This window comes from Accumulibacter sp. (assembly GCF_029255125.1).
Lineage (GTDB): Bacteria > Pseudomonadota > Gammaproteobacteria > Burkholderiales > Rhodocyclaceae > Accumulibacter.
On record NZ_JAPUVR010000016.1, the window covers coordinates 1 to 13,499 of the forward strand.

Genomic DNA, 13,499 nt, shown 5'->3' on the forward strand with positions numbered 1-13,499 from the left:
ATCCGCCTGCCGGATGTGCTCGACGACGCGCACGGTGTACGCGGCATCGACCGCTACCAGGCAGCGCTCGCGCACATCGCGGGTCATCGTCGCTGGAGCCAGCCGCTCATCGCCGACAACTTCAGCCCGCAACAGCGGCTGGCGATCGAGACCTTTGAAGACAGCCGCATCGAAGCGCTGATCGTCCGCCGCTACCCGGGCCTGCGAAGAATCTTTCTTGCCCTCCACCCGCAACCGCTCGCGGACGCCTGCGACCCGACGCGCGTTTGCTGCCTGCGCCACCGTGTGGCGATGCTCTCGCGCGCCATCCTCGACCCGCAGCATGGCTATCGCGACGCCGACCTGCACGACTTCGCCGGACGCTTCGCGCTGACCATGGCCGGCGGCGAGGCGAGCAGCCAAGCGATGGCAGCGCTCGCGCTGGCTTACCTCGCGCGCACGCGCCGCGCCGACGATCAGTTGCCGACCGTCCATTTCACCGATACGCGGGTCGACTACCGCGACGACAACCGCCACCTCTGGCGTTACCACGAACTGAGCGACGACGAGGAATTCTTCGCGACGCCGCGTGCGCGGCAAGTGGCGAACGAAATCATGCACCTGCCGCCGCGTCACTACCCCGAGTGGGATTACCGCAGCCAGAGCTACCGGCTCGACTGGGTGAGCCTCTACGAAAGCCTGCATGCGCCCGGCGATGCGACGCTGATCGATCGCCTGCTCGCCAAGCACGCGCGGCTCGCCCGCCGCCTGCAGCGCCTTCTCGACCTCCTCCGGCCGCCGGACAGGGTGCGTGTCCGCTATCAGGAAGACGGCGCCGACCTCGATCACGACCTCGCGCTGCGCTCGCTGGCCGACTTGCGCAGCGGCGCCGTACCCGATCCGCGGATCAACTTCAGCCATCGCACGAGCGGCCGCAACCTCGCCGTGCTCCTTTTGCTCGACCTTTCGCGCTCGCTCGGCGATCCGCTTCCGGAGAGTTCGCAAACGATCCTGGAACTCGGTCAGGAAGCCGTCGCGCTGCTCGCCTGGGCGATCGAGCAACTGGGCGACGCGTTCGCCATTGCCGGCTTCCACTCCGACACCCGGCACGAGGTGCGCTACCTGCACCTCAAGGGCTTCAGCGAGCCCTGGGGCGAAACCGTCAAACGGCGCCTGGCGGCGATCCGGCCGGGCGACTCGACGCGTATGGGCGCTGCATTGCGGCACGCCGCGCACTATCTGCAGGCGCGACCAGCGGGCAAGAAGCTGCTCCTCGTCCTGACCGACGGCCAGCCGGCAGACGTCGACGAACCGGACGAGCGCCGCCTGATCGAAGACGCCCGCAAGGCCGTCGGCGAACTCGACGGGCAGGGCATCTTCACCTTCTGCATCAGCCTCGACCGGCAAGCCGACGACTACGTCGGCGACATCTTTGGCCGACGCTATTCGGTGATCGACCATATCGAACGTCTCCCCCAACGCCTGCCCGAGTTGTTCATGGCGCTGACCCGCTAGGGAAGGGCGCCTGCACGGCGCAGCCGCAACGCGTTACGGCATGCTCGCTGAACCGGTGGCCGATCCGGCCCGGATCAGTCGTACGTCATCACGGAGAAGAGGAAAGCCATGACTGAAAGCCGTCGGATCGACCGCCTGCATAAGATTCAGGAACTCCTGGGCCGGCGGCGCATCGTCTATCGCAGCGAACTGCTGGAAAAGTTCGGCATCTCGCGTGCGACGCTCAACCGCGATCTTGCCGAGTTGCGCAATCGCTATCAGGTGCCGATCGATTTCAACCAGGAGTACGGTGGCTACCGGGTGCGATCAAAAGAGCGACTGGCGCACGGCAGATTAGTTGACAGCACTCGTACCCGGATGGATAATCCGCGGACCCTTTGGTAGTCGGGACGCATCTCCTGCCGACCGCACATCGGGAGGCCGCGGAGCGGCTCTGGGACAGGCCAAGCCGGCCGTCTCGTTTGTCTGCGGGAGTAGCTCAGTTGGTAGAGCGATACCTTGCCAAGGTATAGGTCGAGAGTTCGAGACTCTTCTCCCGCTCCAGAATGCAAAGGGATAGTGCGCACGCACTTTCCCTTTTTTTGTTTTCGGGGCGGGTATAATGAGCCGTAGCGCCCGGATGGTGAAACAGGTAGACACAAGAGACTTAAAATCTCTCGGCCTTACGGTCGTGCCGGTTCGACCCCGGCTCCGGGTACCCGTCGTCAACCGCAGGCCCTTCCCCCGCGCCTCCAGATGATCATCTTTGACCTTGCGTGCCAGCACGACCATCGCTTTGAAGGTTGGTTCCAGTCAATTGAGGACTTTCGCTGCCAGCTCGAGCGTGGTCTGGTCAACTGCCCGCAGTGCGCTTCGTTGGAGGTGCGCCGGATTCCATCAGCGCTCCACGTAGCCCGGCAAAAGCCGTCTGAGCGGTCGGAGACTTCGCATGTGCTGGGGCCGAAGGTGCAGGGTGGCGTGATTGATGCCTACAAACAACTGACTAACCTGTTGCTGGCCAACTGCGAGGATGTCGGGCCGGATTTCGTTGCCGAAGCGCGCCGGATCCATTATCTGGAGGCACCGAGACGTTCGATTTGCGGACACGCCAGCCAGGACGAGTATGAAATGCTGCGTGACGAAGGCATTGACGTAATGCGCTTGCCGTTGCTCAAGGCGGAGAATCTGCACTGAACTGAGCGCCACTCGTCAGGGCCTCGCGCGCGGCCGTTCGTCGTCAGCCGGCGGTCAGGTGAAGAGAACCCCCGGCAGGACGGATCTCGGAAGGGCAGGGAAGGGCAAGCGCGGGCGCCCAAAGACGCGCAAAGACCGCAAAAGGGTCGTGTCAGAAGAGAGCAACGTAGCCTGGCTAATCGATCACGGCTATCGCTATCTGGCCGTGCATCGCGGTGGGAGGCGCCGGTTCGATGAGACACACGCGTGGGAAACATCGAGACCGCCGGCGAGAAGGGGCGTATCCGCAGGATGAACTGAGCTCGGATGGCCAGGCGATTCGCCTGTATGGCCACTCACCGAGTCGGCGACTCAAGGAAGATGCGATGCTCAAATCAGGTCGAGCTGGTTACCGAGGAAACCGGTAAGACGTGGTGCCAATCACTTGGCAGATGGCGCGGTCAATGGCGGTGAGAAACCGCGGCGATCTGGTGGAGAAAATGGCGTAGGTCGGCATGGCCGTCCCTCCGCCGCGTGAAGGCGTTGCTGCGCCGGGCTGGCGCCCGCCCTTGACCCCGCTCCGCTTTAGCAATTTTGGTGCCCGAATTTTCAGCTGCGCCTGATTCTGGGGCGGTTTTCGGCCGCTATTGACGGGCGTTAGTGAAAGGTGCCGGTTCCCGGCACCAGGGCCACGTATCCCGCCGTCGGTTTCATATCGTTGCACGCAAGGCATGTTCGCGCTGATGCGCCTGCTGGGCTCCTGGCGATGCCTTTGGCGCGGCTACCAGCGCAACAAGAGGTAGGCGCGACAGGTTCAGGCGGCTACGGCCCCCGCAACCGCCTTGGACTACGTTTGCTTTCCGTTTTCTGCGGCGTCCCCGCAAACGCTGACCTGGCCTTCTTCGTCGCCGGCCGTGTTAAGGCGCCTGTCTCGCGGGTTCACCGTGCAGCCGGGCTTTCGGCGACGACTACGCGATTGCGCCCGCCTCTCTTGGCCTTGTAGAGCGCGGCGTCGGCCGCCTGGATCAGGTTTCTGCTGTCCTGGCGATTGTGCTGCAGGTTGGCAACGCCAATGCTTAGCGTCACGCGTACCGACAGCCCCTCCCAACGGAAGTCGTACTGTTGGGCAAGTGCGCGAATCCGCTCGGCAATCTGCACTGCTGCGCGCGGGGCTGCATTGGGCAGCACTGCGGCAAATTCTTCGCCGCCATAGCGGAAAACTAGATCCTCGGTGCGCGAGGTGCGCTTGAGGAGGTCGGCAAGTTGCTGCAGAATGGCGTCTCCGGCGGCATGGCCATAGCTGTCGTTGATCCGCTTGAAGTGGTCGATATCAAGGAGCAAGCAGGCCATTGGCAAGCCATTGGCTGCGGCAAAGGTGCATTCGGCGGCAAGGAAGTCCAGACCGTGCCGGCGGTTGGCAAGTTGGGTCAGAGTGTCGGTCAGTGCGTCCTGCAGCAAGCGTTTGTGGGCTACGGCAAACTCGCCGGCAGAGCGCACGATTCCCCGTCGTTCGCGCTGCATCTCCTCGCGCAGCAACAGCATGCGCGCTGCGGTGTTGAGTCGCACGCGCAACGTCTGGACGGTGAAGGGCTTGACCAGAACGTCGTCGGCACCGGCGTCGATCGCTTCGAGGATGTGGGTTTCACCGCCCGCGGAAACCAGCAGTAGAGCGTAAGCCTCCTTGCCAGCCGGTGTCTGGCGCAGGATACGACAGAATGCCGCTGGTTTGAGATCAGGCATCTCGATGTCGATGATAATTATCTGAGCCGGTTGCCGAAGTGCTTGCTTCAGTCCGTCTGCGCTGCTTTCGACCAGGACCGGTTGGTGGCCAAGAGCCTCGATGTGCCGCATCAGGGCTTCCAGTTCGGGCAGCGGAACGCCGATCAACTGGACAGCCAGGCGTGGCGCCGGAGCGCTCTCCGGTGCTTCCGACGCCGTCGGTGCGCTAATCCGGCGGCTGGGCGGATTCGCCGCGAGCACCTCGGCAAAAGGCGGGATCTCTTGCGTGCGCACCTGTAACACGGCACCCCACTCGCGCCAGCGCGCGACCATCCTATCCACAATCGAGTTCAGCGCATCACCACTAATTCCCAGGCGCGCTGCCCGGGTCAACAAGCCGGGCAGCAGGCCCCAGCGCGCTTCTTCGTCAGCCGTGCAGACGGTGGCCAGCGCACCGGCAAAATGCAGCGAGTGGGTCAAGGTCTGCAGGCGCGAGCCATCGGGGAAACCGCCAAGGTCAGGTTGCTCATGATGGTATGCAGCCTGGATCAGCATTTCCGGCAGACCCCACTCGGCCAGCATCGTTGCTCCCAATTGGCTGTGATTCATGGCAAAGGCGTCGCGCTCGAGCTGGCGCAGGTCAGCCTGCGTGCGTCGTGCTTCGCGCAGAATCTCGGCGTAGTCGGCTGGGAACAACGAAGCCATCGCCAGTTCGCCGACGCGCGCGAGCAAACCGATGGTGAAGATCTCCTCGCTCGACACCTGCGCGACGTGCGCGAGTTCCTGGCAGGCGATGCCGGTGGCCAAGGAATGGCCCCAGAACGTTGGGTAGTCGAAAGCGGCGCACTGTCCGCTGCTATGGCTATGCATGACCGATAGGCCGACGACCAGATCACGCACGTGGAATGCGCCGAGTGCGACGATCGCGCGTTGCAACGAGACGATCGGACGCGCCCGCCCGAACGCCGCGGCATTGGCGAACTTCAGCAGCCGTCCGGCAATGGCCGGGTCGGACTGCACCAGGCGGACGAGTTCGCCAACGCGATAGTCATCGCGTTGCAGCAGCTTGATGATCGAAAACGCGACGCCCTTGGGCGACGGGAGCTTGCCCGTCGCCTTCAACGACTTGTATCGATCCGGATCGACAAAACTGATCAAGTGTGGTTCTCGTTGGACACCTTTTTATCAGATTATGCGACAAACTTGGCCGACAGGGATAACGCTGTAAAATCAGCTTCGGCAGGTCGGCGCTGGAGCGACATCGTCGCCCAGCGCACCGCCGCAACTGGAGCCTTGTCCGGCCGTACAGCCGTAGCAGTGATCGGCGATGTGAATCGGTCGACCGTCCAGCAGACGGGCGGCAAGCTCGCGGATATGTTGGCGATTTCCGCGGCGACCCGGGATCGGCAGACCAAGCTGCTGATTGAAGTCGCAGTCATACACGTAGCCCTGCCAGTCGACCGAAATGAGACGGCGGCACATCACGTGTTCGAGGTTCTCCGCACGGTGTGCTCGGCGCAGCAATTGCATGTAGGCGTTGAATTGGCCGCGCGAGACGAGCAGCGAACCGAACCGCTGGATCGGCATATTGGCCAAGGTAAACAGTTGATTGAAAACGATTCCGTGTTCCTCCGCCAAACGCGCTTTGTAACTCTCAGCCAATGCGGCTTGCGGCGGCGGCAGCGTTGGCCCCTGTGGGTTGAAGACGAGATTGAGCACCAGGCCACTGCCGGCAACTCCGTAGCCCAACGCATTGAGGCGACGCAGCGCGCGCATGCTGGCGGCAAAGACGCCTTTGCCGCGTTGCCGGTCGACGTTTTCCTCGAGGTAGCAGGGTAGGGAGGCGACGATTTCGACATGCTGGGCGGCCAGGAACTCGGCCAGATCCTCCTGCCCGTCTTCCTCCAGTATGGTCAGGTTGCAGCGGTCGATCACCCGCAACCCGCGTTCGCATCCGGCCTTGACCAGGTCGCGGAAACCCGGGTTCAACTCGGGCGCGCCACCGGTGAGGTCGAGCACCTGCACTTGCGGGCTGGCTGCAACGAAGGTGAGGACGGCAGCGATCGTCTCGGCGCTCATCTGCTCCTGGCGCTGCGGGCCGGCATTGACGTGACAGTGTTGGCAACTCTGGTTGCAGCGGTAGCCGAGGTTGATCTGCACGATCTCGAGCGAGCGTCGGGTCAGGGCAGGGAAGTCGGTCGCGCTGAGAAGGTGTAGCGTTGCTTGCATGGTTTCATTCCTCCGGTTTCTCGATACCGCTTGGTCGAAGAATCGCAGCTTTCCTTACGCGCGTCGGATCGGTATGGTGACAGGCGTGGCGAAGCTGCACGATACGACATTCCGGCGCGCTTTGTCAGGAGACGACGAGGAGGTATTATCCCGTCCAATGCTGGTTAGCCCCAGTGACAAGCTTCCCGCCAGCGTCGTGCATGCGCCGCCGTGCGATCCGCGGTCGGTCGTCAGGCCGGCTCACGACCCATCCACTGTCGCCAACGGAATCCGATCCACTTCAGCCCCATCACTGTATGACTCCTGCCGTCCTGCCTGTATTGTCGCTGCTTGAAACGCGCGTTCTTGGTGTCTTGTGCGAGAAGCAGCACACGGTACCTGACACGTATCCGCTCAGCCTCAGCGCCTTGCTTGCCGGCTGCAATCAGAAAACGAGCCGGCAGCCGATCATCGAAACCAGCGAAAGCGAAATTGCCAGCGCGATCGATTCCTTGAAAGGCCTGGCGCTGGTCATCGAATCGACGGGCAGTCGCGTCGCTCGCTACGCACACAACATGGAGCGGGTGCTCCGCCTGCCGTCGCCATCGGTTGCACTGCTCGCCGTGTTGATGTTGCGCGGACCGCAGACTGCTGGCGAGTTGCGCATCAACTGCGACCGACTACATCGGTTTGCCGACCTTTCAACGGTTCAGGGTTTTCTTGAGGAAATGGCGGCGCGTTCTACCGGCGCCTTGGTCGCCGAGCTTCCGCGGCAACCAGGAGCACGTGAAAACCGCTGGACTCACTTGCTGGGCGGTGCGCAGACTGCTGATGTGGCGCCCACCGAGGCACCTGTTGGCTTGCCTGGCGATTACGTAACGCTTGGCGAAGTTCGCGCCCTAAAGGCGAATCTTGCTCGCCTCGAAGCGGATGTCGCTGTCTTGCGTGAAAGCGTCAAGCGCCTCAAGGACGAACTGGGAATTGCCGATCCGGATGGCGCGTGAGCCCGGCAACGAATTGCCGTTGGGCGAAGTCAGCACGCGCGGTGCAGATCTGACCGATTCTGACCAATTGGCTGCTCAACACTGCTCAATACGTTATTTCGCATAATGCGCATTATGTAAAGTACGGAGACGCGAAAACCACCGATGAGAACCCTGTTACTGCTCCTTAAGACCGCTGGCCGAAGACCGCGGACAGACCGGCGCGCGGTCGACCGTCGTGCGACGGCAGCATCCTTGGCCCTTCTTCCTCTCTACCACGCGAGCGCCGTCCGCGCAGTGCGCGGCGCCGAGTTGGTCGCCCGTTGTTGAAGGTCGAGGCGCAACAACGAAAAAGCGGCGCACCGGCCCCATCGTTTGGCGACAGGACCGGCGCGCCGCTTGCCTTGTCGGCGCCTCGCAGCCTCTACACGCTGACCGTTTCCGCGACTTCGCTGAACTCCTTGATCTGGTCGAAGTTCATGTAGCGATAAACATCGGACGCCTTGGCATTCACCGCCTGCACCTGTTCAAGATATTCGGTCGGCGTTGGTATCCGGCCGAGCAAGGCGCAGACGGCGGCGAGTTCGGCTGACCCCAGGTAGACGCGCGTGTCGATTCCGAGGCGATTCGGGAAGTTGCGCGTCGAGGTCGACATCGCCGTACTTCCCTTGCGGATTTGCGCCTGGTTCCCCATGCACAGCGAGCAGCCAGGCATTTCCATGCGCGCACCGGACTTGCCGAGCACGGCGTAGTAGCCTTCCTCGTTGAGGATCATTGCGTCCATCTTGGTCGGCGGTGCAATCCACAGACGGGTCGGGATGTCCGTCTTCCCTTCGAGAACCTTGCCGGCCGCACGGAAATGGCCGATGTTGGTCATGCACGAACCAATGAAGACTTCGTCGATCTTATCGCCGGCGACGGTCGATAGCAGTTTCACGTCGTCGGGGTCGTTGGGGCACGCGACGAGGGGCTCGCCGACGTCCGCCAGGTCAATCTCGATCACTGCGGCATAATCAGCGTCGGCGTCGGCCTGCAACAGATCTGGCTGCGCAATCCACGCTTCCATCGCTTTGATTCGCCGCCCGAGCGTGCGTGCATCCTGATAGCCGTTGGCGATCATCCACTTCATCAGCGTAATGTTTGAACGCATGTACTCGATGATCGGCTCCTTGTTGAGCGCGACGGTACAGGCGGCTGCCGAACGTTCGGCGGCGGCGTCGGAGAGTTCGAAAGCCTGTTCGACCTTGAGGTCCGGCAGGCCTTCAATCTCCAGGATTCGACCCGAGAAGATGTTCTTCTTGCCCTTCTTTTCGACCGTCAGCAGGCCGGCCTGGATGGCGTAATAGGGAATTGCGTTGACCAGATCGCGCAGCGTGACGCCACGCTTGCCCGCTTCAGCCAGCGAGCCCTTGAAGCGGACGAGAACCGACTCCGGCATGTCCAGCGGCATGACGCCGGTCGCAGCGGCAAAAGCGACCAGGCCAGAACCTGCGGGGAAGGAAATGCCGATCGGGAAACGTGTATGCGAATCGCCGCCGGTACCGACGGTGTCCGGCAGCAGCAAGCGGTTGAGCCAGGAATGGATGACACCGTCCCCTGGCCGCAGAGCGACGCCTCCGCGCGTGCTGATGAAGCCTGGAAGCTCGCGGTGCATGCGCACGTCGACGAGTTTCGGATAAGCCGCCGTGTGGCAGAACGACTGCATCACCATGTCGGCCGAGAAACCAAGGCAGGCGAGATCCTTCAGCTCGTCGCGCGTCATCGGACCGGTCGTGTCCTGCGAGCCCACCGTCGTCATGCGTGGCTCGCAATATGTTCCAGGCAGAACGCCCTTCCCTTCCGGCAAGCCGCAGGCGCGTCCGACCATTTTCTGCGCCAGCGAGTAGCCCTTGCCCGGATCAGCCGGGTTCTGCGGCAGCTTGAACAGCGTCGACGGCGACAAGCCGAGCGCTTCGCGCGCCTTCGTCGTCAGGCCGCGCCCGATGATCAGCGGAATGCGCCCGCCCGCACGCACTTCGTCGAGAATGACCGGCGTCTTGAGTTGCGCTTCGGCAATCACGTTGCCGTTCTTCAGCGCGGTCACCCGGGCGGTGGCCGCGTCGATCAGCAATTCGATCTCGTCGCCCATGTCCATCTGGCCGACATCGATTTCAACCGGCAAGGCGCCAGCATCTTCCATCGTGTTGAAGAAGATCGGTGCAATCTTTGAACCGAGGCAGACGCCGCCAAAACGCTTGTTCGGAACAAACGGAATGTCCTCGCCGGTGAACCAGAGCACCGAATTGGTCGCCGACTTGCGCGACGAACCGGTTCCGACGACATCGCCGACGTAGGCGATGAGATTGCCCTTCCCGCCCAACGCTTCGAGTTGCTTGATCGGGCCGCGTTCGCCTGGTTTGTCGGCCTCGATTCCCGGCCGCGGGTTCTTCAGCATGGCCAGCGCGTGCAGCGGGATATCCGGCCGCGACCAGGCATCAGGGGCGGGCGACAGGTCGTCGGTATTGGTTTCGCCAGTGACCTTGAAGACGGTCAACTTCTGCCGCGCGGGAACCTCCGGACGCGAGGTAAACCACTCCCCATCGGCCCAGCTTTGCAGCACCGCCTTGGCGTTATCGTTACCTTGGTCGGCGAGCTCCTTGACATCGTGAAAGTAGTCGAAGACGAGCAGCGTCTTCTTCAGACCTTCGGCCGCGACTGCGCCATTCGCGCCGACCAGCAGATCGATCAAGGGTTTGACGTTGTAGCCGCCGAGCATCGTGCCGAGTAGTTCGGTCGCCTTCGCCTGCGAGATCAGGGCACAGGTTTCTTCTCCTTTGGCGACGCGTGCGAGGAATTCCGCCTTGACCTTGGCCGCATCGTCAACCCCGGCCGGAACGCGATAGGTGATGAGATCAACCAGGTTCTTCTCTTCACCCGGCGGCGGGCTTCTGAGCAGTCCGATAAGCTCCTCGGTCTGCTTGGCAGTCAGCGGCAGAGGCGGGATGCCAAGCGCAGCACGCTCGGCAACATGGGCACGATAGGATTCGAGCACGGCGACGTCCTTTCTTAAAGATGGTAAGGCGGGGAAACACGGCAATTGTACTGCAAGACCCCGCTGGCAGCCGCAGCCCGCGGTGACTGTCGACCACTGGGCAAATGTCTTATGTGTTCTATAAGACAAGCGCTTCGCCCATTCCGTTCTACCGGATCAGCATACGCACCAGGTTGAGCGGGCCGCGACCACGCCGCGGGAAGCGCGGTGCTAGCCAGGCGCCAATCCGGTGCTGGAATCAGCCACTCGCTTGCTCTCCGGCAATACCGTGGCCGACCAGGGCCTGGCTCACCTGGTGAACCCTTTGCAGGCTGCGAATGGCGCGAAACAGTTCGCCGGCCGCGGGGAAATTTCGCTGCAAGGCGCGCAGCCAGAGCTTCAGCCGACCTGGCGCGCGCGCGGGCGATACCTTGCCGAGCGTCTGCTGCCAGTAGATGGCGAGAAGCGGCTGCAAGCGCTGCCAATCCGCCGACCAGTCCACCATCGCTGCCGCGCGTAGATCAATGCCCGGCGTGCGCCGCCTATCGCCAACGTTCGCCAGCGCACGCAGGCGCTCGGCAAGAAACGGATCGGCTACCGCGCCGCGCCCGAGCATGACGTCGGAAACACCGCTCAGCGAACGGCAGCGGGCGTAGTCGTGTACGCTCCATACTTCACCGTTGGCGACGACTGGGATTTGGACGGCGTCGGCGATGTGCGCGACCCATTCCCAGTGTGCCGGCGGCCGATAGCCTTCGAGCCTGGTACGCGCGTGCACGACGAGAGAAACGATGCCGCCGGCGGCAAGCGCCCGTGCGCAATCGAGGGTGCGCTCGGTATCCTTGATTCCCAGCCGCATCTTGGCGGTCAAGGGAATGCTCTCCGGCACCACCCGGCGGACAGTGGCCGCGATGCAGTGGAGCCGTTCGGGGTCGGCGAGGAGCATTGCGCCACCGCCGTGGCGATTGACTCGGGGTGCCGGACAGCCGAAGTTGAGATCGATTCCGGCCGGCTGCAGGGCGACGAGCTGCGCCGCATTTTCAGCCAGGCAGTGTTCGTCGCTGCCGAGGAGTTGTACCGCGACGGGCGTGCCGGAGCGCGTGCGGCTGGCACGTGCGAGCTCCGGGCAACTGCGGTGGAAGGCGCGCGCTGGCAGCAGACTGCCGGAAACGCGGACAAACTCGGTCACCGCCAGATCGTAAGCGGCAGCTCGCGTCAGCACATCGCGCAGCACCTCATCGACCAAACCTTCCATGGGTGCAAGTAATAGTCTTCCCATGCCCGATGCCTCATCGGCAAGCGCGCCCTGCCCCGTCGGGCGGTCAGCGCTCATTCGAATGTCGCCCACTCACCAGCGGCATTGAATGAAGCAATCGCGCCGCCGATCGCGCGGTGCTTGCCGAAACGTGCTGCGCATCACCCTGCCTCATCAGGGGCTTCTCCGGACTACAACTTGATCGCTTCAACCGCGATGGAAAGGTTGACTTCATCGCTGACGTGCGGCGTCAGCTTGCTCGCCTTGAAGTCGGAACGCTTGATGCGAGCCACTGCGTTCGCACCAATCGCTTCCTTCTTGAGGATCGGATGCGGCATCGCGTGAAACGACGTTACCGTCAAGGAAACCGGTTTGGTGATTCCCTTGATCGTCAGCAGCCCGTCGACGGCAACGGGTTTGTCGCCGTCAAACCGGACTGCTGTCGACTTGTAGGTGATCGTTGGATAGCGTGCCGTGTCGAAGAACTCTTCCCCTTGCAAATGCTCGTTGAACACGGCATAGCCGGAATCGATCGAACGAGCGTCGATGCTGATGTCCACCGCGCCGGTTCGCGCGGCGCGGTCGAGAACGATGATCCCCGAGGTCTTGTTGAAGCGATGGACCTGCGTCGACAAACCGAAGTGACTATACTCGAATCGTGGGTAAGTATGGCTGGGTTCCACCGCGTAAGTCTCCGGCGCCGCCACTGCTTGGCCGGCGCACAGCGCTAAAGGAATAAGGAAGAGCGAACGTCTCATGGGCGGTCCTTCTCAGGTCTGGCTACTTGCTCGCCGCGGCCGGGGCAGCGACAAAACGGAACTTGATCTGTACTTCATTTGCAACGACACCGACATCCGACCAAGCGCCCTCGCCAATCAGAAAGTCCAGACGCCGCAGGGTAAAGGCGCCGTCGAACACGCCGTTGCCGCTCTCCTGACGGAAGGTGAAAGGTGCGCTCAGATCCTGTGTCCGGCCCTTGATCGTCAGCTTTCCGGTCAACTCGAATCGTTCGCCGGGAAGGGGGCGAATCGCCGTAGAGACGAAGCTGGCGGTGGGAAACGCCTTGACGTTGAACCAGGACTTGCCGACGAGTTCGTCGTCAGCCTCACGCGAACCCGCGTCTACACTGGCCAGATCGAGGCTGACGCGCGCCTGCCCCGCGGTTGGCCGGGCGGGATCGAACGCCAGCGCAGCCGAGAAGGTTCTGAACCGACCTTCGACCGGAACGCCCATCTGTTTCGACACGAAGCTCAGCGAACTCTTGTGGCTGAGCAATTGGTTGAATTCGGCGGCGACTACAGGACTGCTGACGAATGCGGCAAGGAGGGCGGGAACGCAGCGTAAGCAGACAGGCATGATCGACACGGGCTCCACGTGAGGCGTCAGCGCTTGCCAGCGCGAAACGGGAGCATACGCCCAAATACCTCGTCCCGGTCAAGCAGGCGGTGCTTGAGAACGGCCGCAACATGTACGACGACGAGTGCGGCGAGACAGAGATTCAGCACAAAGTGCAGTCTCTGCAGCAGGTCAGCGAGCTCCCTGTCCCTCTGTACCAGCTTACCCTTTCCCACAACCCGTCAGCAGACGGTAGCGCTATGGTTTGTTCCTGCAGGAAGAAGGGCACGATGTGCGTTGGCCAAGCTCAAGGCGCTTGCGGTGGGGGCGTGGCGAAGACGCG

11 protein-coding genes and 2 tRNA genes are annotated in these 13,499 nt (G+C 62.7%); 6 read left to right on the plus strand and 7 right to left on the minus strand.

The genetic code is table 11. The annotated features are described in order from the left end of the window. From Q1L59_RS00545 to Q1L59_RS00565, 5 genes are all read left to right on the plus strand, one after another. Nucleotides 1-1,494: nitric oxide reductase activation protein NorD (locus tag Q1L59_RS00545; protein ID WP_300327344.1), on the plus strand; the 1,494-nt coding region annotated here is incomplete at its 5' end. 108 nt (nucleotides 1,495-1,602) lie between these two features. Next, complete coding sequence (locus Q1L59_RS00550; RefSeq protein WP_300327345.1) at nucleotides 1,603-1,878, plus strand: HTH domain-containing protein; 276 nt, start codon at nucleotides 1,603-1,605, stop codon at nucleotides 1,876-1,878. 83 nt (nucleotides 1,879-1,961) lie between these two features. Then, nucleotides 1,962-2,037 (plus strand) — tRNA-Gly (locus Q1L59_RS00555). 70 nt (nucleotides 2,038-2,107) lie between these two features. Then, nucleotides 2,108-2,191 (plus strand) — tRNA-Leu (locus Q1L59_RS00560). A 38-nt stretch (nucleotides 2,192-2,229) separates the two neighbouring features. Then, nucleotides 2,230-2,667 carry a DUF1178 family protein gene (locus tag Q1L59_RS00565; RefSeq protein ID WP_300327346.1) on the plus strand — a complete coding sequence of 146 codons (438 nt, stop codon included), beginning with the start codon at nucleotides 2,230-2,232 and terminating at the stop codon, nucleotides 2,665-2,667. Between the two features lie 918 nt (nucleotides 2,668-3,585). Here the strand turns inward: Q1L59_RS00565 and Q1L59_RS00570 are convergent. Next, nucleotides 3,586-5,523, minus strand: a complete 1,938-nt coding sequence (locus tag Q1L59_RS00570) for an HDOD domain-containing protein (protein WP_300327347.1) — start codon at nucleotides 5,521-5,523, stop codon at nucleotides 3,586-3,588. A 72-nt stretch (nucleotides 5,524-5,595) separates the two neighbouring features. Then, on the minus strand, nucleotides 5,596-6,594 hold the full coding sequence (arsS, locus tag Q1L59_RS00575) for an arsenosugar biosynthesis radical SAM (seleno)protein ArsS (RefSeq protein WP_300327348.1): 999 nt from the start codon (nucleotides 6,592-6,594) through the stop codon (nucleotides 5,596-5,598). A gap of 296 nt (nucleotides 6,595-6,890) precedes the next feature. Between arsS and Q1L59_RS00580 the strand changes: the two genes are divergently transcribed. After that, complete coding sequence (locus tag Q1L59_RS00580; RefSeq protein ID WP_300327349.1) at nucleotides 6,891-7,577, plus strand: YceH family protein; 687 nt, start codon at nucleotides 6,891-6,893, stop codon at nucleotides 7,575-7,577. 403 nt (nucleotides 7,578-7,980) lie between these two features. Here Q1L59_RS00580 and acnB read toward each other — a convergent pair whose 3' ends face one another. The 5 genes from acnB to Q1L59_RS16675 all read right to left on the minus strand — a co-directional run bounded on the left by acnB (nucleotide 7,981) and on the right by Q1L59_RS16675 (nucleotide 13,392). Continuing rightward, nucleotides 7,981-10,587, minus strand: coding sequence for a bifunctional aconitate hydratase 2/2-methylisocitrate dehydratase (gene acnB / locus Q1L59_RS00585; protein WP_300327350.1), 2,607 nt, complete (start codon nucleotides 10,585-10,587; stop codon nucleotides 7,981-7,983). A 238-nt stretch (nucleotides 10,588-10,825) separates the two neighbouring features. Further along, nucleotides 10,826-11,845, minus strand: a complete 1,020-nt coding sequence (locus Q1L59_RS00590) for a tRNA-dihydrouridine synthase family protein (protein WP_300327351.1) — start codon at nucleotides 11,843-11,845, stop codon at nucleotides 10,826-10,828. A 167-nt stretch (nucleotides 11,846-12,012) separates the two neighbouring features. After that, the gene (locus tag Q1L59_RS00595) at nucleotides 12,013-12,579 is read right to left on the minus strand and encodes a YceI family protein (protein WP_300327352.1); all 567 of its coding nucleotides are present in this window, start codon (nucleotides 12,577-12,579) and stop codon (nucleotides 12,013-12,015) included. Between the two features lie 22 nt (nucleotides 12,580-12,601). Then, entirely contained in the window at nucleotides 12,602-13,177 is a 576-nt protein-coding gene (locus tag Q1L59_RS00600; RefSeq protein WP_300327353.1) for a YceI family protein, read from the minus strand. 26 nt (nucleotides 13,178-13,203) lie between these two features. Continuing rightward, complete coding sequence (locus tag Q1L59_RS16675; protein WP_366145602.1) at nucleotides 13,204-13,392, minus strand: cytochrome b/b6 domain-containing protein; 189 nt, start codon at nucleotides 13,390-13,392, stop codon at nucleotides 13,204-13,206. Between the last annotated feature and the right edge of the window lie 107 nt (nucleotides 13,393-13,499).